Genomic DNA, 23,173 nt, shown 5'->3' with positions numbered 1-23,173 from the left:
GTCAGCGTGGCGTCCCTGCGTTGTTGTTGTTCATGCTGCGGACGAACGCGGCGCTCGGGTCGAGTGCCGCCGTCGGCACCGGCACGCGCTGCAGCAGGGCCCTGATCAGCTCGGCGGGCGACCGGCGGGCGGCCTGGGCCTCCGCGGTCAGCACGAGCCGGTGGGCCAGCACCGGGATCGACACCGCGTGGATGTCGTCCGGCACCACGAAGTCACGCCCGGCCAGCGCCGCCTGCGCTCGTGCGGCGCGCACGAGGTGCAGCGTGGACCGCGGCGAGGCACCCAGCCGGAGCTCCGGCAGGCGGCGCGTCGCCGAGACCAGCTCGACCGCGTACCTGCGGACCTCCGGGGACAGGTGCACCCGGCGCACGGCCTCGACCAGCCGCAGGATCTGCGCCGCGTCCGAGACGGGCCTCAGGTCGTCGAGCGGGTTGTGACCCGCGTGCTCGTCGACCATCGCGAGCTCGGCCTGCGGGTCCGGGTAGCCGATCGACACGCGCGCGGTGAACCTGTCGCGCTGCGCCTCGGGAAGGGCGTACGTGCCCTCCATCTCGATCGGGTTCTGCGTCGCGATCACCATGAACGGCGAACCCAGCGGGTACGTGTTGCCGTCGACGGTGACCTGGTGCTCCTCCATGCACTCCAAGAGCGCGGACTGCGTCTTGGGGGAGGCGCGGTTGATCTCGTCGCCGACCACGATGTTCGCGAAGATCGGGCCCGGCCGGAACTCGAAGTCGTTCTCCTGCCGGTTGTAGATCGACGAACCGGTGATGTCGCTCGGCAGCAGGTCGGGCGTGAACTGCACCCGGCTCACCGTGCAGTCGATCGAACGGGCCAGCGCTTTGGCCAGCGAGGTCTTGCCGACACCCGGCACGTCCTCGACCAGCAGGTGCCCCTCGGCGAGCAGCGTCACGAGGGCGAGGCGGACCACGTCGGGTTTGCCGACGAGCACCCGCTCGACGTTCGCGGCGATCCGCTGGACGGCGCCGTGCAACTCACCCAGAACCTGATCGACCGGCGCGTGACTGTTCGCGCTTGGGCTTCCCGGCGTCACTAAACCTCCAGCAGCCGTGTCCGGAACACGGACGTGTGAGCGTTTCACGCAGTGTGTCAAACCACGGCTAAGTGCCCTACACCTGCGGGCTACATCGGGTTCGCTCCACCTCAGTCCACCTTCCCCCACCCATACGCCCCAACCCCATGTTTTGGCCAGAATTTCTAGGCCGTTCGAGTGCTAATTCGGACCTGAACACTCACCCGCGAAGGTGGTGCCTGACCACTTCCCCCACCGTCCCCCCACGCTGCCCCACGGCGTCTACCTGGGAAAACGAGTTCCGACATGCTGTGCGGACACCCGTTTCAACGTTGACTGTGGTGAAAAGTGGGGTACTGTGGCGGCCGGTGGGGCAGACGGGGGCTCCACTGCCGGTCTCGTCGTCCGGCAAGGGAGGTGGATGCCGTGTTCCTGGGCACTCACTACCCGCGCCTGGACGACAAAGGTCGGCTGACACTGCCTGCGAAGTTCCGGGACGAACTGGCGGGAGGTCTCATGGTCACCAAAGGCCAGGACCACTGCCTGTACGTGTTCCCCCGGGCCGAGTTCGAGCAGATGGCGAAGAAGGTCGCCGAGGCGCCGTTCACCAACGACGCCGTACGCGCCTATCAGCGTTATCTGTTCGCAGGAACGGACGAGCAGCGTCCGGACGGTCAGGGCCGGGTCCTGATCGCACCGGAACTGCGCCGGTATGCCGGGCTGACCAAGGAGTGCGTGGTCGTCGGCGCGTTCACCAGGATGGAGATCTGGGACGCGGCGGCCTGGCAGACCTATCTCGACGAGCACGAGGACGGCTACGCCACCGCTCGCGAGGAGGTCATTCCGGGCGTCTTCTGATGGCGGTCAGCCGAGCAACAGGCCGGATGTTCAAACGCGATTCGGGTGCCGTGAGGCCTCGGTCCGCTCGAGTATCGGCCCTGGCGCACCTTCCCCGGCGCCAGGTTCGACGGGCGGGCGGGGACCTGACGTCACCCGAAACGCGCATCAGGGGAGCAGAGGGACGATGGATCAGCCGCGGCACGTACCGGTGCTGCTGGACCGCGTCCTGGAACTCTTCGCTCCAGCGCTCTCCGGCAAGCCCGCCGTCGTCGTCGACACGACCCTCGGCATGGGCGGCCACTCCGACGCGCTGTTGAGCGCCCACCCCGAGCTCACGCTCATCGGGCTCGACCGCGATCCGCAGGCCATCGAGATGGCGGGCAAGCGTCTCGCCCGCCACGGCGACCGCGTTCATCTCGTCAACGTCACCTACGACCACATCGACGAAGCCGTGCAGGACCTCGGTTTCCCGAAGGTCGACGGCGTCCTGATGGACCTCGGCGTGTCCTCGTTGCAGCTGGACGAGGAGGAGCGCGGGTTCGCGTACTCGAAGGACGCCCCGCTCGACATGCGGATGTCCAAGGGCACCGGCATGACGGCGGCGGACGTGCTCAACACGTACTCGCACGGCGACCTCGCGCGGATCCTGTCGACCTACGGCGAGGAGCGGTTCGCGGGCAAGATCGCCTCCGCGGTGCTGCGGGAGCGCGAGAAAGAGCCGTTCACGAACAGCGGCCGGCTCGTCGAGCTGCTCTACGCCGCCGTGCCCGCGGCGTCGCGGCGCACCGGCGGGCACCCGGCGAAGCGCACCTTCCAGGCGTTGCGGATCGAGGTCAACGGCGAGCTGGAGTCGTTGCGGCTCGCGCTGCCCGCCGCCCTGGGCGTGCTGGGCGTCGGCGGTCGCATCGTCGTGGAGTCGTACCAGTCCCTCGAGGACCGGATGGTGAAGCAGGCGCTCGCGGAGCTGGCGAAGTCGAAGACGCCGCCGGGCCTGCCGGTCGAGCTGCCGGGCCACGGGCCCGAGGTCAAGCTGCTGACCAGGGGCGCGGAGCTCGCGAACGAGCAGGAGATCGAGGACAACCCGCGAGCGGCGCCGGTGCGCCTGCGCGCGGCCGAGCGGATCGGAGCACCGAGGTGACGGCACCCGCACGGGTCGGTGGCTCCTCGCCCCGCGACCCCTCGAAGGACAAGGCCGAGCAGCAGGACAAGGCTCGCCGGCGCTCAGCCGGAGCCGAGCGCGCCTACGCCCGGCGGGCCCAGCGCGCCTCGAACCTGCGGGGCGGTGCGGCGAGCCCGCAGCAGAAGGTGGCGTCCAAGGCGCCGTTCGTCGTGCTGGTGATGCTCGTGCTGGGCGCGGGCGTCGCCGGGATCATGTACTTCTCCACCCAGGCCGCCGCCGACACCTACCGGCTGCAGGAGGCGCGGGCGGAGGCCGAGAGGCTGACGTTGCAGATGGAGCAGCTGCGCCGCGAGGTGGCGCTGCTCGAGTCGCCGACGGACCTCGCGCGCCGGGCCGCGGAGATGGGCCTCGTCGAGCCGTCGAACCCGGCACGGCTGCGGCAGAACCCGGACGGCTCGATCGAGGAGTTCGGCAAGCCGAGCGCGCCGACCAAGTCGACGCCGCCGTCCCCGCCCGCTCCGGAGACCCCCGCGCCGCCCGCGGGCCAGACTCCTCCGCCGGCCGGTCAGACACCTCCGGCGGCCGGCTGATGCCCGGTCCCCAGACGAGGGGGCCGCGCCGCCCGTTGTCGGTGCGCGGCTCTCGCCCGGCCGCGCGCCTGGGCGGCAACAGCAGGCTGCGCATCGGCGTCGGCCGCGTCCTGCTGATCGGTGCACTGGTGATCGCGGGCGTCAAGCTCGTGCAGGTGCAGGGCTTGCAGGCGGAGGAACTCTCGCTGCAGGCGCAGAAGCAGCGCACCACGCCCATCGACATCCCCGCCGAGCGCGGTTCGATCCTCGACCGCAACGGCAACCAGCTCGCGTTCTCGATCGAGGTGCGCGCGCTCTACATCCTTCCGCAGCGCGCGCGCAAGAACTGGGACGACGCCCACGCGAAGGACGCGAAGAAGTACCCCGGCACCTACGAGGACCGGGCGCGCGAGATGGCGAAGTTCATCTCGTCGACGCTGGGCCCCGAGGTCAACGGGGAGAAGACCGACGAGGAGACCGTCTACCGGCAGCTGGTCGAGGACGTCACCTACGAGGTCCTGGTCAGCGAGTCCGAACCGGCCAAGGCCGCGAAGATCGTCGAGAAGTACCCGGCGGAGATCGGTTCGGAGTACCGCTCCAAGCGCATCTACCCCAACGGCGACCTGGCGTCGAACATCATCGGCGCGGCGAACTGGCGCCAGGAGGAGAAGCCGCCGACCGTCCAGGGCATCCTCGGGCTGGAGAACGCCCAGGACAACGTGCTCGCGGGCCGGACGGGCCGCCGCGTGGTCGACACGATGTCGGGTGACGACACCCTCGTCATCCCGAACACCGAACGCGAGCTCGTGAAGCCGCAGCCGGGCAAGAGCCTCGAGCTCACGATCGACATCGACACGCAGTACGCCGTGCAGAAGATCATCAGCGACTACACGAAGAAGTTCGGCGCCAAGAACGGTTCCGCCGTCGTGCTGGACAGCCGCACCGGCGAGATCGTCGCGATGGCCAACGACAAGACGTACGACCCGACCGACTTCGGCCAGGCGTCCGAGGACCAGAAGCGCAACACGGCGGTGTCGTCGAGCTTCGAGCCCGGCTCGGTGAACAAGATCGTCACGGCCGCGGCCGCCGTCGAGTACGGCCTGTTCAAGCCGGACGACGTGCTGCAGGTGCCGGGGTCGATCAAGGTCGCCGACCGGATCATCAAGGACGCCTGGAACCACGGCACCGTGCCGATGTCGTTCACCGGCGTGTTCGCCAAGTCCTCCAACGTCGGCACGCTCGAGGCGGCCCAGCAGGTGGGCCAGGAGCGCTACGCCGAGATGCTGCAGAAGTTCGGCCTGGGCAAGCGCACCCAGTCGGGCGTCCCGGCCGAGGAGGCCGGTGTCGTCCCGCCGCTCAACCAGTGGTCCGGCTCGACCTTCGGCAACCTGCCGATCGGCCAGGGCCTCTCGATGACGTTGCTGCAGATGACCGGTATGTACCAGGCCATCGCGAACGACGGCGTGCGCATCCCGCCGCGGCTGGTCCGCGCCGAGATCGGCGAGGAGGGCGCGCGGTCGGAGAAGCAGCGTCCCGAGGGTGTGCAGGTGGTGTCGAAGGAGACCGCGAAGACCGTCCGCGACATGTTCCGCTCGGTCACCCAGTCCGACCCGCGCGACGCGAACCAGAACGGCACCGGCAAGTCCGCCGCCGTGCCCGGCTACCAGATCGCGGGCAAGACCGGCACGGCGCAGCAGATCGACCAGGCCTGCAAGTGCTATTCCCAGTCCCAGTACTGGACCACGTTCGCCGGCATCCTCCCGGCCGACAACCCGCGTTACGTCGTCGGCATCATGCTCGACGCGCCGAGCGGCGCCCAGTCGGCGGCGCCGGTGTTCCACGACATCGCGACGTTCCTGACCCAGCGGTTCCAGGTGCCGATGTCGGTGGAGCAGACGCCGTACGTCCAGCTGCAGCTGTAGGTCGAATCGGGCGGCGCGCATTCTTGGTCGTGCGCGCCTGATCCGCAAGTGTCCTGAGTCACGCCAGGCGTGAATTCGGGACATTCTTGTTTTTCACAGTGAAAAACTCTTCGTGTTGAGACGCAATTCATCACGTCTAATACTCCGAAACCGGAGTGGCAAGGCGAGATGGGGTTTGTCGTGCGCTTTATCAGTCATTCGATCTTGGTCGGCGTCTTGGCGGTGACGATGGTTCCCGCAGCTCAAGCCGGTGAAGACGGATTGACGGCCGAGTCCTTCTGGCTGCACATGAACAGCACGCCCATCACTGATCAAATGATCTCGGTCGAGGCGCAGCGACGTTCGTACGTCGTTCTCAACGCGTGGGAAACCGATCTTGCCGTGAAGTTCAAAAAGGCGAATCCGGAGATCCAGACGTTCGTCTACAAAGATCTCTCGTCGACGCGCAGCTACGCGTGTTCGAAGGGCGTGGACGACGCCGATCTCCCCACCGGCGTCGGGTACTGCGAGGCCGACCCGTCGTGGTTCCTGCGCGACGCCAAGGGCAATCGTCTCGAGTACGGCGGCTACGAGGGTCACTGGCAGATGGACGTGGGCAACCCCGGCTACCAGAACGCCTGGGCCGACAACGTGGTCGCGTCCTCGGCGGAGGTCTTCGACGGCGTCCTGATGGACAACGCCCTGTTCGCCTGCGACACCTACCACGACGGCGTCTGCCCGGCCGCGTACCCGACCGACGCCGCCATGCGCGACGCCTACGTCTCCATGCTCTCCGGCACCAGGCAGAAGTTCGTGGACGCGGGCCTGAAGACCGTCGCGAACATGTCCAACGCCCGCCTGCACGACGGCGCCTGGGACACCTACGTCGAGCACCTCGACGGCGGCTTCGACGAGTGGTGGCTGACCTTCGGCGACGGGGACCTGCTCTCCGAGTACTCGCAGGGCTGGAGCCGGCAGGTCGAGCAGATCACCGCCAACGAGGCCAAGGGCAAGATCACCTGGGTCCAGCCGCACCACAGCGGCGCCGAGCAGCCGTTCCGCTACGCCTTCGCGAGCTACCTGCTGGCCAAGGGCGAGCACGCGGCCATCTCCGAGATCGAGGAGACCGACCGCTACGACGGCCCGTCGCGGTGGCGCACGGAGTACGACTGGGACCTCGGCGCACCTCTTGGGGCCCACCGCGAGATCGCGAAGAACGTGCACCAGCGCGACTTCGGGTGCGCCACGGTGATCGTCAACGCGAACCGGACCGGCACCGGGCCGGTGACCGTGCGCCTCGACTCGATCCACACTGACGAAAAGGGCGCACGGGTCAGCTACATCGCCCTGGCGGGCACCACCGGAACCGTGCTGCGCAAGGACTGCTAGAGCTTGGCCCGGTCGTCGTGCAACGGCTCGGGCCGGGCCACCAGCACGGGACACGACGAGTGGTAGAGCGCCGCACGGGTGATCAGCCCGACCCCGTCGCCCTGCCCGCCCCGTCCGAGCACCACGAGGTCGGAGTCCAGGGCCGCCAGCGACTCGTGCGGCGGCCCCGCCCGCACCAGCACCTCGGGAGTCAGTTCGGGAGCGGTGGTGCGCAGGAACAACACGGCCCGGCGGACCGCTGCCTCGTCGCGCGGGACTGAGGCGTCGTGCTGGGCCGGCAGGTGCAGGTGCAGCAACCGCAGCCGCGCGCGGCGGGTGCGGCAGAGCTCGACCGCGCGCCGCAGCACGACCGGGTCCTCGCACCCGCCGACGGCGGCGGTGACCCAGCCGCGTTCGCCGCGGATCGCCTCCGGGCGGCCGCGAACCACCACGACCCCGCACCGCGCGCGGCGCAGCACCGGCAGGACGAGGGAGCCCAGCCCCAGGCCGCGGTGCTGTTCGCCCGTGCACCCCAAGACCAAGGTCGCGCTGGAGTCCGACGCCCTGACCAGTGCGGCCACCGGGTCGTCCCCGCTGGGGCGGAAGTGGGCGGTGAGCATGGGAAGTCTTTCCAGGACCCGCTGGACCGTCGTGTCACCGGGGTCCGCGAGGTACACCTGGAGGTCCGTCCTGAGCGACCACGCGTGCCGCGCCGCCCACTCGAACGCGTGATACGCGGATTCGGAAGTGTCCACTCCGACCGTGACCGAACGACTGAAATCCGGTGCCCAGAACGAGAATCTCCTGGGTTCCACCGCCGAGCTGGTTCTCATCGCCGCCTCCTGCCGTCCTCCACCTCACCGCAGCCGCACCTGTGCCCACAGGGCACTAAGTCACGAAGCGGGCAGGAACTTGTTCGCCCGGACGGGCTCGCCCGCGAGGACCAGCGCGAACGGCCACCCGAACGGCCCAGAACCGCCGATCATCACCCGAACGCCAACGCGCCGCTCGACCACTCCGCGCACGCCGGTAGCCTCTTGCCCGTGCCTGCCAAGCTCGAGGGCAAGGTCGCGACCGCCCCGCCCCGCCCCAACGCCATCCGCCCTGCTTCCGTGGCTGCTCTCGCCGCGGTGGCCGACGTGCACCTGACCAGGCCAGCGCATGCCGACGTCCAGGTGACGGGGGTGACTCTGCGTGCACAGCACGTGATCGCAGGGGACCTCTACGCCGCGCTGCCCGGTGCGCAGGTCCACGGTGCCGACTTCGCCGACACGGCGATCGCAAACGGTGCCGTCGCTGTGCTGACGGACGAGGCCGGAGCCGCGCGCGACTCCCTCAAAGACGTGCCCGTGCTGGTCCACCCGCGCCCCCGTGAGGTCGTGGGCCTGCTCGCCGCGCACGTCTACGGACAGCCGTCGACCAAGATCAAGCTGTGGGGCGTCACCGGCACGTCCGGCAAGACCACCACGACGTACATGATCGAGTCGGTGCTGCGCGCCGCCGGGAGGCAGACCGGCCTGATCGGCACGGTCGGCACCCGCATCGGCACCGAGCAGCTCGGCAGCTCCCACACCACGCCCGAGGCGCCGGACCTGCAGGCGCTGTTCGCGGTGATGGCCGAGCGCGGCGTCACCGACGTGGCGATGGAGGTGTCGAGCCACGCGCTGCACATGGGCCGCGTCGCCGCCACCGAGTTCGAGATCGGCGCGTTCACGAACCTGAGCCAGGACCACCTCGACTTCCACGCCGACATGGAGGAGTACTTCCAGGTCAAGGCGCAGCTGTTCGACGGCCGCGCGCGCAGGGAGATCGTCTGCGTCGACGGTGAGTGGGGCGACCGGCTCGTGAAGCCGGGCACCGTCACCGTCGCCATGACCAAGCCCGCCGACTGGACCGCGAGCGACGTCGAGGTCTCGCCGACCGGTGAGCAGAGCTTCACCGCGCACGGTCCCGGCGGAGACATCCGGATCCACCTCCCGCTCGCGGGCAGCTTCAACATCGCGAACGCCCTGCTGGCCATCGCCTGCCTGCACGTCGAGGGCATCGGCGCCGAGGCCGTCGCCGAGGGGCTGCGGACCGTCCAGGTGCCCGGCCGCATGCAGCGCGTCGACGAGGGCCAGGACTTCACCGCCGTCGTCGACTACTCGCACAAGCCCGCCGCCGTCGCGCTCGCGCTCGACGCGGTGCGCGCCAAGACCGACGGCCGGGTGATCGTCGTGCTCGGCTGCGGTGGCGACCGGGACCGCGCGAAGCGGCCGCTGATGGGCGAGGCCGCCGCGGCACGTGCCGAGGTGTTGATCATCACCGATGACAACCCCAGGAGCGAAGACGCGTCCTCCATTCGGGCCGCCATGCTCGAAGGGGCCCTCGCCACCGCGAACCGGGGCGAGGTGCTCGAGATCGGCGACCGGAGGCTCGCGATCGAGAAGGCCGTCGAGCTGGCACTTCCGGGTGACGTCGTCGTCGTGGCGGGCAAGGGGCACGAGACGGGACAGGAGATCGCCGGCGTGGTCCAGCCGTTCTCGGACGTCGAGACGCTGACCGCCGCGATCAGGAGGGCACACCGTTGATCGCACTCACGCTCGCCGAGATCGCGGAGATCGTCGGCGGACGCCTGCACGCCACCGATGGCAGTCCGGTGGTCACCGGCACCATCGAGTTCGACACCCGCAAGGTCACCGAGGGGGGCCTTTTCCTGGCCCTGCCCGGTGAACGCGTGGACGGCCACGACTTCGCCGCGCAGGCCGTGGCGTCGGGCGCCGCCGGCGTGCTGGCAGGCCGCGAGGTCGACGCACCCGCGGTGATCGCACCGCCGGTGGAGACCAGGCACGCCAACGCCTACGTGCTCGCGGGGGACAAGACCGGCGAGGGCGCGGCGGTGCTCGCGGCACTGGCCAAGCTCGCCCGCCACGTCACGGACCGCCTGAAGGACCTGACGATCATCGGCATCACCGGCTCCGCGGGCAAGACGTCCACCAAGGACCTCATCGCCCAGGTGCTGGCGCCGGTCGGCGACGTCGTGGCGCCGCCGGAGTCGTTCAACAACGAGCTCGGCCACCCCTGGACCGCGCTGCGGTCCACGGAGGACACCAGGTTCCTGGTGCTGGAGCTGTCCGCGCGCGGCATCGGCCACATCGCGCACCTGTGCGAGATCGCCCCGCCACGCTTCGGCGCCGTCCTCAACGTCGGCACCGCGCACCTCAGCGAGTTCGGTTCCCGCGAGGGCATCGCCCAGGGCAAGGGTGAGCTGGTCGAGTCGTTGCCGGAGGACGGTGTCGCGATCCTCAACGCCGACGACCCGCTGGTGGCGGGCATGGCGAGCCGCACCAGGGCCAAGGTGGTCCTGGTCGGGGAGAACAAGAACGCGGACGTCCGCGCCGAGGACATCGAGCTGGACGAGCAGGCCCGGGCGAGCTTCACGCTGAAGACCGCTAAGGGCGACGCGCGCGTCAAGCTCTCGCTCAACGGCACGCACCAGGTCGGCAACGCTCTGGTCGCCGCCGCCATCGCCCTGGAGCTGGGCGCCACGCCCGCCGAGGTCGCGGAGAGGCTCGGCGCGGCGGAACGGGTCTCCGCGCACCGCATGGTCATCAAGGACCGGGCGGACGGCGTGACGGTCATCGACGACGCCTACAACGCGAACCCCGACTCGGTGCGGGCGGCGTTGAAGGCGCTCGCGTCGATCGCGCGCTCCACCACGCCCGCCCGCCGCAGCTGGGCCGTCCTCGGCCCGATGGCGGAACTGGGCGGCGACGCGGTGCGCGAGCACGACGAGATCGGTCGCCTGGTGGTGCGCCTGGACATCAGCAAGCTGGTCGTCGTCGGTGAGGCGGCCCGCGCGATGCACCAGGGCGCGCACCTGGAAGGATCTTGGGGAGACGAATCCGTCAGGGTGCCGGACGTGGACGCGGCTGTCGCGTTGCTCCAGGGGGAAGTCCGGCCCGGTGACGTAGTGCTGGTCAAGGCATCCAACGCCTATCGCCTGTGGCGCATTGCCGAGGCCCTGCTGGAGGCAGGAACCAAGTGAAGAGCATCCTGATCGCGGCAGCGATCGCCCTCGCGGTGTCGATCCTGCTGACGCCTTATCTGATCAAGGTCTTCTCCCGGCAGGGCTTCGGCCAGGAGATCCGCGAGGACGGTCCGCAGCACCACAAGACCAAGCGCGGTACGCCGACCATGGGTGGCCTCGCCATCCTGGTCGCGATGTGGGCCGGTTACCTCGGCACGCACCTCGTGAACTCGATGTCGGCCTCGGCGTCCGGGCAGACCCCGACGGCGTCCGGCCTGCTCGTGCTCATGCTGACGACGTCCCTCGGGCTCGTCGGCTTCCTCGACGACTTCATCAAGATCCGCAAGGCCCGCAACCTGGGCCTGAACAAGACGGCGAAGCTGGTCGGCCAGTTCATCGCGACGATCACGTTCGCGGTGCTCGTGCTGCAGTTCCCGAACAAGGACGGCCTGACGCCCGCGTCGGTCAACCTGTCGTTCGTCCGCGACATCACCGTGGTCTCGTTCGGCACCATCGGTTTCATCGTCTTCTGCTACGGCATGGTCGCCGCGTGGTCGAACGCCGTGAACCTCACCGACGGCCTCGACGGCCTGGCCGGCGGCTCGTCGGCGATGGTGTTCGGCACGTACGTCGTGATCTCGTTCTGGCAGTTCCGCTACAACTGCTCGAGCTACGCCGTGGCCGGGTGCTACGACGTGCGCGACCCGCTGGACCTCGCCGTGATCGCCGCGGCCGCGATGGCGGGCTGCATCGGCTTCCTCTGGTGGAACGCGGCCCCGGCCAAGATCTTCATGGGTGACACCGGTTCGCTCGCGCTCGGCGGCCTCGTCGCCGGTCTCGCGATCGCGACCCGCACCGAGCTGCTGATGATCGTCATCGGTGGCCTGTTCGTGGTCGAGGCCCTGTCGGTGGCGTTGCAGGTCGCGGTCTTCCGCACCTCACGACGGCGCCTGTTCCGCATGGCACCGTTCCACCATCACTTCGAGCTCGCGGGCTGGGCGGAAACCACGGTCATCATCCGGTTCTGGTTGATGGCGGGCATCTGCTGCATGTTCGGGCTCGGCGTGTTCTACAGCGAGTGGCTGACGGGCGGTTTCTAGAGTTATGACCAAGCTGGCCGGTTCCAAGGTGCTGGTGGCCGGTGCTGGAGTGACCGGCCGGTCCGCCGCGGAGGCGTTGCTCGCGGCGGGCGCCGAGGTCGTGGTGACGGACTCATCGCCGGAACGGCTCGCGGCGCTGGAGACCGTGCTCGAAGGTGTGGAACTGGTGCCCGGCCTGGTGCACCCCCCGGCCGGCACCTCCCTGGTGGTCACGAGCCCCGGCTGGCAGCCGTCCAGTCCGCTGCTCGCGGCCGCCGCCTCCGCGGGCATCGAGGTCATCGGCGAGGTCGAGCTGGCCTGGCGGATGGGCACCGAACTGGCCGACCCGCCTGTGTGGCTCGCGGTGACCGGTACGAACGGCAAGACCACGACGGTCGGCATGCTGGAGTCGATCCTGCACGCCGCCGGTGCGGACGCTGTGGCCTGCGGCAACGTCGGCCTGCCGGTCGTGGACGCACTGCTCGCCGGTCGCCGGGTGCTCGCGGTGGAGCTGTCGAGCTTCCAGCTGCACTGGGCACCGTCGGTGCGTCCGCAGGCGGGCGCGCTGCTCAACCTCGCCGAGGACCACCTCGACTGGCACGGCGGCATGGACGCCTACGCCCGGGCCAAGGCCGGGGTCCTCACCGGTGAGGTGGCGATCGGCTGGCTCGACGACGACCGGGTCGTCGACCTGCTGGAGGACTCTCCCGCCCGTGACCGCGTCGGGTTCACGCTCGAGGAGCCCGCAGCGGGCCAGCTCGGCGTGCGCGACGGCTGGCTGGTCGACCGCGCGTTCGCCGACGACGAGGCGCTGGTCGAGGTCGCGAAGATCCGCCCGGCCGGTCCTCCCGGCATCGCGGACGCCCTGGCCGCCACGGCTCTCGCGCGTGCTTACGGCGTGCCGTCCGAGGCCGTGCGCGAAGGCCTGGAGGCGTTCGAACCGGCCGCCCACCGCGCCGTGCTCGTCACGGTCGACGCCGCCGACGTGAAGTACGTCAACGACTCGAAGGCCACGAACCCGCACGCGGCCGTGGCGTCGTTGCGCGCGTTCGACAGCGTTGTCTGGATTGCCGGCGGGCTTTTGAAGGGCGCGTCGGTCGAGGACATGGTGCGGACGGAGGCCCATCGTCTGCGAGGTGCCGTGCTGATCGGCGCCGACCGTGCGGTGATCGCGGAGGCGTTGGCGAAGCACGCGCCGGACGTTCCGGTGCGCGCGCTCGATCTCGCCGATGACGACGACCCGATGCTCGCGGTCGTACGTGCCGCACAGGAGCTGGCGCAGCCCGGGGACACGGTGCTGCTCGCTCCCGCGGCGGCGTCGATGGACATGTTCACCGACTACGCGCACCGGGGACAGGCCTTCACGGACGCCGTGAAGCGTCTGACCGGCGGTCGGTAGGGTTCTAAGAGGCGACACGCCCCGAGGAATCCCCGTTCGAGCGCTTGACACAGGAGACGATGATCTGGTGACCGTCGTCGCCGACAAGCCGAGAAGCAAGCGGAAGGTTCGTCCCGCGGGCCGCGTCGCCTCGTTGCGCAGCGGCATGACCTCGTGGCTGAGCCGCCCGCTCGCCGACTTCCACCTGTTGCTCGCGATCTTCGGCATGCTCACCGTGCTCGGCCTGGTGATGGTGCTGTCCGCGTCGGCGCCCGGCCAGGTCGCGTCGGGCGTGTCCGCGTACAGCGTGTTCCAGAAGCAGCTGATCTACGTGTGCATCGGCGCCGTGCTGTTCTGGGTGATGCTGCGGTTCCCGTTGCGCAAGCTGCGGCACGTCTCGACGGCCGCGATGGGCATCGGCGTGCTGTTGCTGGCGCTCGTGCTGACGCCGCTCGGTGACGTCCGCGGTGGTGCGCGCTCGTGGTTCACGCTCGGGCCCGTCTCGTTCCAGCCGATCGAGACCGTGAAGCTCGCGCTGGCGTTGTGGGGCGCGCACGTCCTGGTCACCAAGCGGGCGCTGCTGTCGCAGTACCGGCACCTGCTGGTGCCCGTCGTGCCGGTGGCCATGCTGGTGTTCGCGCTCGTCATGCTGCAGCCCGACCTCGGCGGCACGATCACGCTCGGCGTGGTGCTGATCAGCCTGCTGTGGTTCGTGGGCGCGCCGATGCGGTTGTTCGGCGTGATCGCCGCCGGCGCGGTGGCGGGTGCCGTCGTGCTCGCGATCGGTGCCACGTACCGCCTGCAGCGCGTGACGTCGTTCCTCAACCCCGACGCCGATCCCGACGGCGCCGGTCACCAGGCGCGGCAGGCGATGTTCGCGCTCGCCGACGGTGGCCTGTTCGGCAAGGGGCTCGCGCGGGGCAGTTCGCAGTGGCGGTACCTGCCCAACGTCGAGTCGGACTTCATCTTCGCCGTCATCGGCGAGGAGCTCGGGTTCGTCGGCTGCGCGCTGGTGCTGGTGCTGTTCGGCGGTCTCGCGTGGGTCGGTCTGCGGATCGCGTCGCGCAACACCGACCCGTGGATCCGGATCGTGGCCGCGACGCTGACGGTGTGGCTCGTCGCGCAGGCCGCGATCAACATCGGCTACGTCGTGAAGCTGCTGCCCGTCACGGGCCTCACGCTGCCGATGATCTCCTCCGGCGGCACCTCGATCGTGACGACCATGATCGTGTTCGGCATCCTGGCGAACTGTGCCCGGCACGAGCCCGAGGCCGTGTCGGCGCTGCGTTCGCTCGGTCCCGGCCGTGTCGGCGGGCTGCTCAGGCTGCCCGCCCCGGAGGCCTACCGGGCGCCCTCGAAGCGCAAGCCGGTCCGCCCGTCCACGCCTCCCCGCGCACCAGGCCGTTCACGTACGCAGCAACTTCCGGTCATGGATGAACGTCGTATGGCAGGAAGGTCCGCTCCGCCCTCGGAGTACCGTCGCCGCGACTCGCGGCGCACACAGGGCCGTTCTGAGCAAGGCCGGTCGACCCGCGGTCGCGGGCGATCGAACTGATTCGTCAGCCGACAAACTTGGGAGAAGTCTTGACCGGGCACCCTGCCCCCAGTGGTCCGTGCGTCGTGGTCGCGGGCGGTGGCACCGCCGGACACATCGAGCCGGCACTGGCGCTGGCCGACGCGGTCATGCGGCTGCGACCGGACGCGCGCGTCGTCGCGCTCGGCACCGAGCGCGGCCTCGAGAGCAAGATCGTCCCGGCCCGCGGTTACCCGCTGGAGCTGATCCCGCCGGTGCCGATGCCGCGCAAGCCCACCCTGGACCTGCTGAAGCTGCCGCTGAACGTGCGCGGCGCCGTGAAGCAGACCCGCGAGGTGCTGGAGCGCGTCGGCGCGGACGTCGTCGTCGGGTTCGGCGGCTACGTGGCGCTGCCCGCGTACCTGGCCGCGCGTGGCCGCCTCCCGATCGTGGTGCACGAGGCGAACGCCAAGGCCGGTCTCGCGAACAAGGTCGGCGCCAAGTTCGCCGACCACGTCGCCGCGGCCGTGCCGGACTCCGGCCTGACCGACGCGCAGATCATCGGCATCCCGCTGCGCCAGTCGATCACGACGCTGAACCGCGCCGCGTTGCGCGACGAGGCCCGCCGGTTCTTCGGCCTGGACCCGCACGCGCCGGTGCTGCTGGTGTTCGGCGGCTCGCAGGGCGCACGTTCGATCAACGAGGCCGTCGCGCCCGTGGCCGCCGAGTTCGCCCGTGCCGGCGTCGGTGTGCTGCACGCGTACGGCCCGAAGAACAACATTGCGGTGCAACAGGTTCCGGGCCGTCCGCCGTACGTGCCGGTGCCGTACCTGGAGCGCATGGACCTGGCGTACGCCGCCGCGGACGCCGTGCTGTGCCGTTCGGGCGCGATGACCGTCGCCGAGGTGTCGGCCGTCGGCCTGCCCGCGATCTTCGTGCCATTGCCGATCGGCAACGGCGAGCAGGCGCTGAACGCCGGTCCGGTCGTCTCCGCGGGCGGTGGCCTGCTGGTGCCGGACGAGGAGCTGACGCCGCAGAAGGTCGCGTCACTGGTGGTGCCGCTGATGGCGGACCGCGAGCGGCTCGCGCAGATGTCCCGCGCGACGCTCGGCACCGGCCGTCGTGAGGCGGACGAGATCCTGGCCCGCACCGTCCTGGATGTGATCAAGAAATGAGCCTCGAACGCGTTCACCTCGTCGGCATCGGTGGTGCCGGCATGAGCGGTATCGCCCGCATCCTGCTGGCGCGCGGCGTGCAGGTGTCCGGATCGGACGCCAAGGACTCGCGGACCGTGCTGGCCCTGCGCGCCCAGGGCGCCCGGATCGCCGTCGGTCACGACGCCGCGAACCTGGACCAGCTCGACGGCGGCGCGACCGAGGTCGTGGTGTCGACCGCGATCAAGGACACGAACCCCGAGTACGCGGCGGCCCGCGAACGCGGCATCACCGTGCTGCGCCGTGCCGAAGCGCTTGCGGCGTTGATGGAGGACCATCGCGTCGTGTGTGTCGCCGGCACGCACGGCAAGACGTCGACCACGTCGATGCTCACCGTCGCGTTGCAGCACTGCCGCCTCGACCCGTCGTTCGCGATCGGTGGTGACCTGAACGAGTCCGGCGCCAACGCCCACCAGGGCACCGGCGGCGTGTTCGTGGCCGAGGCGGACGAGTCCGACGGCTCGTTCCTGTTCTTCTCGCCGTCCGTCGCCGTCGTGACGAACGTCGAGGCCGACCACCTCGACCACCACGGCACCGTCGAGGCCTACACGGCCGTGTTCGACTCGTTCCTGGAACGGATCGTGCCCGGCGGTGTGCTGGTGTCCTGTGTGGACGATCCCGGTGCGGTGCGCCTGATCGCCGAGGCTCGTGCGCGCGGGATCCGCGTGCGCGAGTACGGGCGTTCGGCCACCGACGCGAAGCTGGTCGACTACAAGCCGTTCGAGTCGGGCGGCCTCGCGTCGGTCGAGATCGACGGCGTCGCGGTCGAGGTCCGGGTCGCGGTGCCCGGCGAGCACATGGCGCTGAACGCGATCGCGGCTCTGCTGGCCGGTCTGGAACTCGGTGCCGACCAGGCCGGGATGCTCGAAGGTCTCGCGGCCTTCGGTGGCGTGCGGCGGCGGTTCGAGTTCAAGGGCCGTGGTGGTGGTGTGTCGGTGTACGACGACTACGCGCACCATCCGACCGAGGTCGACGCACAGCTGCGCGCCGCCCGTCCGGTCGCCGGTGCGGGCCGTGTCGTCGTGGTGTTCCAGCCACACCTGTACTCGCGCACGCGCACGTTCGCCGTCGAGTTCGCCGCCGCGCTGTCGCTGGCGGACGAGGTCGTGGTGCTGGACGTGTACGGCGCCCGCGAGGAACCGGAGCCCGGCGTCACCGGCGCGCTGATCGCCGACCAGGTCACGGCTTCCGTGCACTACGAGCCGTCGTTCGACCGCGTTCCCGCACTGGTGGCCTCGCTGGTGCGCGAGGGCGACCTGGTCGTGACCATGGGCGCGGGCGACGTGACGATGCTCGGCCCCGAGATCGTCAGCGCGCTGTCATGAGCGCACCGGTTCGCGGCAGGTCCACGCGAGTTCGCCCCGCGAACCGGAGACCGAAGAGCGCGGAGTACAAGGCGCGGCGCAGGGTCATCCTGCGCCGCCGCCTGGTCGCGCTGCTGACGGTGCTGTCCGTGGTGGGCCTGGTCTACTGCGTCTACTTCACCCCGTTGCTCGGCGTCAGCCGGGTCGACGTCCGCGGCAACGGCGCGCTGACCGAGGACGAGGTCCGCGCCGTGGCGGCGATCGAGACCGGTTCCCCGCTGATCCGCCTGGACCTCAAGGAGATCCACGACCGGGTCGCGGGCATCCCGCGCGTCGCCGCCGTCGAGGTGGAACGCCAGCTCCCGGGCACGGTCCGCCTGGTGCTCACCGAACGGGTCCCGGTCGGCTCGGTGAAGCTGCCCGACGGCTTCCACCTCGTCGACTCGACGGGCAAGGACTACGCGATCCTCCCGGCCGCCGCGCCGGGCGTGCCCGAACTGGTGCTCACCCTGCCGTCGTCCTCGGACCCGGCCACTCGCGCCGTGGTCGGGGTCTTGAACGAACTGCCGGAGAAGCTGCGGCCGGAAGTGCTGGCGGTGGCGGCGACGACCGGTGCCGACGTCCGGTTCACGCTGTCGGGAGGCCGCACAGTGAAGTGGGGCAGCGCCGAGGACACGGCTCGCAAGGCGGCCGTGCTGCTCGTGCTGCTTTCGCGGCCAGGCATGAACTACGACGTGTCGTCGCCCGACCTGGCCACGGTTTCCTAGCTGTCCGTCCGTGTCACCGCCGCGGTGCCGGCGGTCGTGACGGAGTCGGGAACCGGCGGACCCGGCGGATCGGGGACCGGGGAATCGGCTGGGAGCACAAGGGTTTCTCCTAGGATTCGCGCGTCAGCCGTTCGGCCTCAGCCGCGCCGTCGCGACCCGTACGACGAGGCTGCCGAGCCTGCTCGTGACGAGTTCCAGGACGATCGCTTCGATGAAGAGCGAACGCACGGACGCGGGTGCGGGTGCGGGTGCCAAGACATGCCTCCTGGTGATGAACGACTAACGTGCTCATCGGGCTACCACTCGCGGTATTAGCCAGTTTGATCGTTGTCACCCGAAGGAAGTACTCAATGCCGGGCCACGTCGTCGTTGTGGGTGCCGGTCTTGCCGGACTGTCAGCGGCGTTGCACCTGCAGGGGGCCGGTCGGCGGGTCACGGTGGTCGAGAAGGGTGACGTGCCTGGTGGGCGGGCCGGCACTGTGCATGTCGGTGGGTTCGTCGCGGACAGCGGGCCGACCGTGCTGACTATGCCCGAGTACCTGGAGGAGGCGCTCGATGCCGTGGGGGAGCGGCTTTCGGACTGGCTGACGCTCGATCGCGTAGAGCCCGCCTACCGCGCGCGGTTCGCGGACGGGTCGCGGATCTCGGTGCACACCGATGGCGCCGCGATGGAGGACGAGGTCCGTTCCGTCTGCGGGGCAAGGGAAGCGGCCGGGTACCGCGACCTGCGGCGGTGGCTGGGTGAGCTGTACTCGGTGCAGCGCGAGCACTTCATCGGGGCGAACTTCGACTCGCCGTTGGACCTGGTGCGGCCGGAGCTCGTGAAGCTCGCGGCTCTCGGTGGGTTCGGACGGCTCGAGCCGCAGTTGCGGCGGTTCCTGCGGGACGAGCGGTTGATCAGGCTCTTTTCGTTCCAGGCTTTGTACGCGGGGGTGCCGCCGCAGCAGGCCCTCGCGGCGTATGCCGTCATCGCGTACATGGACACCATCGCGGGCGTGTACTTCCCGCGCGGTGGGATGCACGCGGTGCCTCAGGCGATGGCTGGTGCTGCTGGTAAGCACGGTGCGGAGTTCCGTTACGGCGCAACAGTTACACGGCTGGAGTGGCGCGGTGCGCGCGTTGCGGCCGTGCACACCGCTGAGGAGCGCATCGAGTGTGATGCTGTCGTCTTGGCGTGCGAGCTGCCGGACGCCTATCGGCTGCTCGGGAAGTCGCCGCGGCGGGTGGTGCCGCACCGGTGGTCGCCGTCCGCGGTGGTGCTGCACGCCGCGACGGACCGCACGTGGGACCTCGGACACCACAACATCCTGTTCGGGGCGGCGTGGCGGGGGACGTTCGACGAGATAGTCCACAAGGGACGGTTGATGTCCGATCCGTCGCTGCTCGTCACGCACGCGCAGGACGGACTGCACTACGTGCTGGCGCCATCGCCGAACCTCCGGACCGGGCCGGTCGACTGGGCCCGCGTCGGGCCCCGGTACCGCGACGAGCTGGTGAGGACGCTGGAGGAGCGCGGGCTCGACGGGTTCGGCGCGGCGGTCCGCGACGAGGTGCTCGTGACGCCGCTGGACTGGGGCAACGCGGCGGGGACGCCGTTCGGGCTCGCGCACACCTTCGCGCAGACGGGACCGTTCCGGCCGCGCAACGTCGTGAAGGGCGCCGAGAACGTGGCACTGGCCGGAGCGGGCACCACGCCGGGCGTCGGGGTGTCGCCGGTGCTGATCTCCGGACGGCTCGCTGCGCAACGGATAAATGCGGTGCGATGACGTCACACGCTCGTGCACGCTGCGCCGCATGACACGGACTGCACCACCACTAGTCGCCGACGAACGTGCGACGTACACGGCCCTGCTGGATTACTTGCGCGCGACGATCGAGTTGAAGGTCGAGGGCCTGTCCGACGACGACGCGACGCGGGCGGTGCTGCCGTCGAAGCTGACGACCGCGGCCGGCGTGGTGAAGCACGTGCGCTGGACCGAGCACCACTGGTTCGAGGTGGTGCTCGCCGGACGTGACTCGCGGGCGCCGTACACGATGGAGGACCCCGACGCGGACTGGCGCGTCGAGGAGGGCGAGACGCTCGCCGGGTTCCTGGCCGACTACCGCGCGCAGTGCGAGGTGAGCCGCGAGGTCCTCGCCGGCCTGGACCTCGACGCCGAGGTGCCGTTCCGGGGCGACCGGACGATCTCGGCCCGATGGGTGCTCGCGCACGTCATCGACGAGACCGCCCGGCACGCCGGTCACCTGGACGTCGTCCGTGAACTGCTCGACGGGACCGTCGGCGACTAGGCCGCCGGGAGCTGCCAGCGCTGCAGGAGGCTGGTCTCGAAGGGCTCGAAGACGAGCACGTGCCCCCTGGTGTCCGAGGTCAGGAGGTCGGCGCCGTTCACGATCGTGTGGTTGCCGAGTTCGTCACCGACGAGGGACCACTGCTGCGCCAGGCGGGAGAGGTCGCAGCTCTCCAGCTTCACGGCGAGCGAAGGCTTCGGCATCACCGTCAGGCAGTTGCCACTGGCCTGACTCCGCAACGCGACCTTGCCGCCGCCCGCGTCGATCCGCTCGAAAGCCGGAGCGGCGTCGCAGGCCCTCAGCTCGTTGATGAACTCGACGCTGTCGGACACGCAGGTGCCCTCCTGCGCCTGCCTCAGCTTGACCGGTGCTCCGGGCTGCGGTGGCGGCACCACTCCGACCTCGCGGACCAGCCATCGCTGCGTGGGCCGCGTGGAGGCCTCGAACATGCTCACCTCGTTGAACAGCGAGAAGAGGTACGAGTCGACGAACCGGGTGCCGAACCGCCCCGCGACCGTCAGCTTCACGGTGCCGTCGGCGTCGGCCACCTCCTGGAACCGCTGGCCGGCCTCGGCGGTCTCGCACGTCCAGGCCGTCACCGAGCTGTTGTACCCGTCCAGACAGGTCCCGCTGCCGATGTTGCGCAGGTACGACCCGCCTGCGACGGCGGGGACGCGTTCGAACTGCTGCGCCGCGCTGCCGTCGCACGCACTCACGGCGGCGCGGTGAGTCTCCGGCTTGCCGAGGTCGAGACACAGCCCGTCGGCCGCGCTCCTGATCTCGATGATCTTGTTGCCTTCCGGTGCCGCACTCGCGGGTGCGGCCGTCACTGCCCCTAGCGCGATCGCGGCCAGCGCGACGCCCAGCATCTTCATCCCCATCTACGGACAGTAGCGAGAGGTCACCCTGACATGGTGTGCAACTGAGGAAGGCATGGGCGAGACGATCTCCGATTCGTCGTCCGACTAGGCTTGTGGTGCGTCGTCCTCAGGACCGCGCGCACTACTTGACGGCACGACCGGGGAGTAGTAGCGCACAGTGTTGGGACCCTACGGCGTGGCTGCTGGACCGACGCACCGCCGGTGCTTACCGTCCAGCAGGAACATACGGGGTTGACATAACTCTGAATCTCGACGAGAGGTTGAGAGTTTCAATCCGGGTGCATCACGCCCAGCACCACAGCGCGGACCACGATCAGGAAGGCGGATCCGATGACGCCCCCGCACAACTACCTCGCGGTGATCAAGGTCGTCGGCATCGGTGGTGGCGGTGTCAACGCCGTCAACCGCATGATCGAGGTCGGGCTGAAGGGCGTCGAGTTCATCGCGGTGAACACCGACGCCCAGGCCTTGCTGATGTCTGATGCCGACGTCAAGCTCGACATCGGCCGCGAGCTCACCCGCGGCCTCGGTGCCGGCGCCAACCCCGAGGTCGGGCACAAGGCCGCCGAAGACCACCGCGAGGAGATCGAGGAGGTCCTCAAGGGGGCCGACATGGTCTTCGTCACCGCAGGTGAAGGCGGCGGCACGGGCACCGGCGGCGCACCCGTCGTGGCCTCGATCGCCCGCAAGCTCGGCGCACTGACCATCGGCGTCGTGACGCGCCCGTTCTCGTTCGAGGGCAAGCGCCGCGCCAAGCAGGCCGAGGACGGCATCCAGGCCCTGCGCAACGAGTGCGACACGCTCATCGTCATCCCCAACGACCGGCTGCTGCAGCTCGGCGACATCGGCGTCAGCCTGATGGACGCCTTCCGCTCCGCGGACGAGGTGCTGCTGTCCGGTGTCCAGGGCATCACCGACCTGATCACGACCCCCGGTCTGATCAACCTGGACTTCGCCGACGTCAAGTCGGTCATGTCCGGCGCGGGCTCGGCGCTGATGGGCATCGGCTCGGCGCGCGGCGAGGGAAGAGCGGTCCAGGCCGCGCAGAAGGCGATCAACTCGCCCCTGCTGGAAGCCTCGATGGAGGGCGCGCACGGCGTGCTGCTCTCGATCGCCGGCGGCTCCGACCTGGGACTCTTCGAGATCAACGAGTCCGCATCCCTGGTCCAGGAAGCCGCACACCCGGACGCGAACATCATCTTCGGTACGGTCATCGACGACTCCCTGGGCGACGAGGTCCGGGTCACGGTGATCGCGGCTGGCTTCGACGCCGGCGGGCCCACGCACAAGAAGCTGGAGCCGACGGCGCTGTCCTCGCCGCCTCGGACGGCCACCGGGCCCATCGCGTCTGCGTCTGCGGTGCCCACGCACGTGCAGCAGCCGGTGGCCCAGACGCCGCCTCCTGTTGTGCAGGCTCCCGTCGTGCAGGCTCCGGTGCAGCCGGAGATCCGGCAGGCCCCGCCTGTGCAGCCTCCGCCTGTCCAGCCTCCTGTGCAGCAGCCGCCGGCTACTGTGCCGCCGCAGCCTTCGCACGCTCAGGGGAACGGGTACGTTCCCTCGGTGCCTCGGTCGTTGTCGCCCAACGGGTCGTTGCCTTCTCGGCCTGTGCCGGTTACCGAGGACCCGGATGATGAGGTGGATGTGCCGCCGTTCATGCGGCGGTGAGGTTGTTGGGTTGGCCCTTGGATCTGCGGACGTCTGAGCGTTCGGGTCGTTGGTGGCTCGGTTTTTAGCTTTCTGATCTTGTCGGACCCCCTGAGTAGCGTTTGGGCTCAGGGGGTCTTCCTGTTGGGGGGACGCCTGCGTCAGCTTGTTCCCGCTGTTGCGTTGGCGGGGTGCTGTTGCGGGCTTCCCCTGGGGGCTCTGCCCCCAGACCCCCGGCAATCTCTTGGGTTCTAGCGGTCGTTG

21 protein-coding genes are annotated in these 23,173 nt (G+C 69.8%); 16 read left to right on the top strand and 5 right to left on the bottom strand.

Going from position 1 to position 23,173, the window contains the following annotated elements; translation table 11 throughout:
- Position 1: 1 nt before the first annotated feature.
- Positions 2–1,054 carry an AAA family ATPase gene (locus IEY88_RS05915; protein ID WP_373294032.1) on the bottom strand — a complete coding sequence of 351 codons (1,053 nt, stop codon included), beginning with the start codon at positions 1,052–1,054 and terminating at the stop codon, positions 2–4.
- A gap of 405 nt (positions 1,055–1,459) precedes the next feature.
- Here IEY88_RS05915 and mraZ point away from each other — a divergent pair, with 405 nt between their 5' ends.
- The 5 genes from mraZ to IEY88_RS05890 all read left to right on the top strand — a co-directional run bounded on the left by mraZ (position 1,460) and on the right by IEY88_RS05890 (position 6,852).
- Entirely contained in the window at positions 1,460–1,891 is a 432-nt protein-coding gene (mraZ, locus tag IEY88_RS05910) for a division/cell wall cluster transcriptional repressor MraZ (RefSeq protein WP_030479478.1), read from the top strand.
- Between the two features lie 166 nt (positions 1,892–2,057).
- On the top strand, positions 2,058–3,011 hold the full coding sequence (gene rsmH / locus IEY88_RS05905) for a 16S rRNA (cytosine(1402)-N(4))-methyltransferase RsmH (protein WP_189153616.1): 954 nt from the start codon (positions 2,058–2,060) through the stop codon (positions 3,009–3,011).
- The gene (gene ftsL, locus IEY88_RS05900) at positions 3,008–3,583 is read left to right on the top strand and encodes a cell division protein FtsL (RefSeq protein ID WP_189153615.1); all 576 of its coding nucleotides are present in this window, start codon (positions 3,008–3,010) and stop codon (positions 3,581–3,583) included. The genes rsmH and ftsL overlap by 4 nt, the downstream gene beginning before the upstream one ends.
- Complete coding sequence (locus IEY88_RS05895; RefSeq protein WP_189153614.1) at positions 3,583–5,484, top strand: peptidoglycan D,D-transpeptidase FtsI family protein; 1,902 nt, start codon at positions 3,583–3,585, stop codon at positions 5,482–5,484. The genes ftsL and IEY88_RS05895 overlap by 1 nt, the downstream gene beginning before the upstream one ends.
- A 381-nt stretch (positions 5,485–5,865) precedes the next feature.
- The gene (locus IEY88_RS05890) at positions 5,866–6,852 is read left to right on the top strand and encodes a putative glycoside hydrolase (protein ID WP_189153613.1); all 987 of its coding nucleotides are present in this window, start codon (positions 5,866–5,868) and stop codon (positions 6,850–6,852) included.
- Here IEY88_RS05890 and IEY88_RS05885 read toward each other — a convergent pair.
- Together IEY88_RS05885 and IEY88_RS45030 are read right to left on the bottom strand one after the other, a co-directional pair.
- Positions 6,849–7,586: a universal stress protein gene (locus IEY88_RS05885; protein ID WP_189153612.1), complete on the bottom strand. Its 738-nt coding sequence runs from the start codon at positions 7,584–7,586 to the stop codon at positions 6,849–6,851. The genes IEY88_RS05890 and IEY88_RS05885 overlap by 4 nt on opposite strands.
- Before the next feature lie 138 nt (positions 7,587–7,724).
- Complete coding sequence (locus tag IEY88_RS45030; RefSeq protein WP_268241216.1) at positions 7,725–7,856, bottom strand: hypothetical protein; 132 nt, start codon at positions 7,854–7,856, stop codon at positions 7,725–7,727.
- 18 nt (positions 7,857–7,874) lie between these two features.
- Between IEY88_RS45030 and IEY88_RS05880 the strand changes: the two genes are divergently transcribed.
- The 8 genes from IEY88_RS05880 to IEY88_RS05845 all read left to right on the top strand — a co-directional run bounded on the left by IEY88_RS05880 (position 7,875) and on the right by IEY88_RS05845 (position 18,095).
- Complete coding sequence (locus tag IEY88_RS05880) at positions 7,875–9,401, top strand: UDP-N-acetylmuramoyl-L-alanyl-D-glutamate--2,6-diaminopimelate ligase (RefSeq protein WP_189153611.1); 1,527 nt, start codon at positions 7,875–7,877, stop codon at positions 9,399–9,401.
- Positions 9,398–10,858, top strand: a complete 1,461-nt coding sequence (locus tag IEY88_RS05875; protein ID WP_189153610.1) for a UDP-N-acetylmuramoyl-tripeptide--D-alanyl-D-alanine ligase — start codon at positions 9,398–9,400, stop codon at positions 10,856–10,858. Before IEY88_RS05880 ends, IEY88_RS05875 begins: the two co-directional genes overlap by 4 nt.
- Complete coding sequence (mraY, locus tag IEY88_RS05870; RefSeq protein WP_189153609.1) at positions 10,855–11,940, top strand: phospho-N-acetylmuramoyl-pentapeptide-transferase; 1,086 nt, start codon at positions 10,855–10,857, stop codon at positions 11,938–11,940. The genes IEY88_RS05875 and mraY overlap by 4 nt, the downstream gene beginning before the upstream one ends.
- Before the next feature lie 4 nt (positions 11,941–11,944).
- Positions 11,945–13,318 carry a UDP-N-acetylmuramoyl-L-alanine--D-glutamate ligase gene (gene murD, locus IEY88_RS05865; RefSeq protein ID WP_189153608.1) on the top strand — a complete coding sequence of 458 codons (1,374 nt, stop codon included), beginning with the start codon at positions 11,945–11,947 and terminating at the stop codon, positions 13,316–13,318.
- Positions 13,319–13,385: 67 nt separating this feature from the next.
- A complete protein-coding gene (gene ftsW, locus IEY88_RS05860) occupies positions 13,386–14,852 on the top strand; it encodes a putative lipid II flippase FtsW (RefSeq protein WP_373294031.1) in 1,467 nt (488 codons plus the stop codon).
- 29 nt (positions 14,853–14,881) lie between these two features.
- Positions 14,882–15,985, top strand: coding sequence for an undecaprenyldiphospho-muramoylpentapeptide beta-N-acetylglucosaminyltransferase (murG, locus tag IEY88_RS05855; RefSeq protein WP_229693134.1), 1,104 nt, complete (start codon positions 14,882–14,884; stop codon positions 15,983–15,985).
- A complete protein-coding gene (gene murC, locus IEY88_RS05850) occupies positions 15,982–17,349 on the top strand; it encodes a UDP-N-acetylmuramate--L-alanine ligase (protein WP_189153606.1) in 1,368 nt (455 codons plus the stop codon). The genes murG and murC overlap by 4 nt, the downstream gene beginning before the upstream one ends.
- Entirely contained in the window at positions 17,346–18,095 is a 750-nt protein-coding gene (locus IEY88_RS05845) for a cell division protein FtsQ/DivIB (protein ID WP_189153605.1), read from the top strand. The genes murC and IEY88_RS05845 overlap by 4 nt, the downstream gene beginning before the upstream one ends.
- A 123-nt stretch (positions 18,096–18,218) precedes the next feature.
- Here the strand turns inward: IEY88_RS05845 and IEY88_RS45025 are convergent, their stop codons facing one another.
- Positions 18,219–18,350: a hypothetical protein gene (locus IEY88_RS45025; protein WP_268241215.1), complete on the bottom strand. Its 132-nt coding sequence runs from the start codon at positions 18,348–18,350 to the stop codon at positions 18,219–18,221.
- Between the two features lie 95 nt (positions 18,351–18,445).
- Between IEY88_RS45025 and crtI the strand changes: the two genes are divergently transcribed.
- Together crtI and IEY88_RS05835 are read left to right on the top strand one after the other, a co-directional pair.
- A complete protein-coding gene (crtI, locus tag IEY88_RS05840; RefSeq protein WP_189153604.1) occupies positions 18,446–19,861 on the top strand; it encodes a phytoene desaturase family protein in 1,416 nt (471 codons plus the stop codon).
- Positions 19,862–19,889: 28 nt separating this feature from the next.
- Entirely contained in the window at positions 19,890–20,384 is a 495-nt protein-coding gene (locus IEY88_RS05835) for a DinB family protein (protein ID WP_189153603.1), read from the top strand.
- Here IEY88_RS05835 and IEY88_RS05830 read toward each other — a convergent pair.
- Entirely contained in the window at positions 20,381–21,265 is an 885-nt protein-coding gene (locus IEY88_RS05830) for an RICIN domain-containing protein (protein ID WP_189153602.1), read from the bottom strand. The two genes, IEY88_RS05835 and IEY88_RS05830, sit on opposite strands and share 4 nt — an antisense overlap.
- A gap of 330 nt (positions 21,266–21,595) precedes the next feature.
- Here IEY88_RS05830 and ftsZ point away from each other — a divergent pair, with 330 nt between their 5' ends.
- A complete protein-coding gene (gene ftsZ / locus IEY88_RS05825; RefSeq protein WP_189153601.1) occupies positions 21,596–22,930 on the top strand; it encodes a cell division protein FtsZ in 1,335 nt (444 codons plus the stop codon).
- Positions 22,931–23,173: the final 243 nt, after the last annotated feature.

It is taken from the genome of Lentzea pudingi (assembly GCF_014646255.1).
GTDB lineage: Bacteria > Actinomycetota > Actinomycetes > Mycobacteriales > Pseudonocardiaceae > Lentzea > Lentzea pudingi.
The sequence above is the reverse complement of the archived record's forward strand: the minus strand, read 5'-3'. Positions and strand labels throughout refer to the sequence as shown.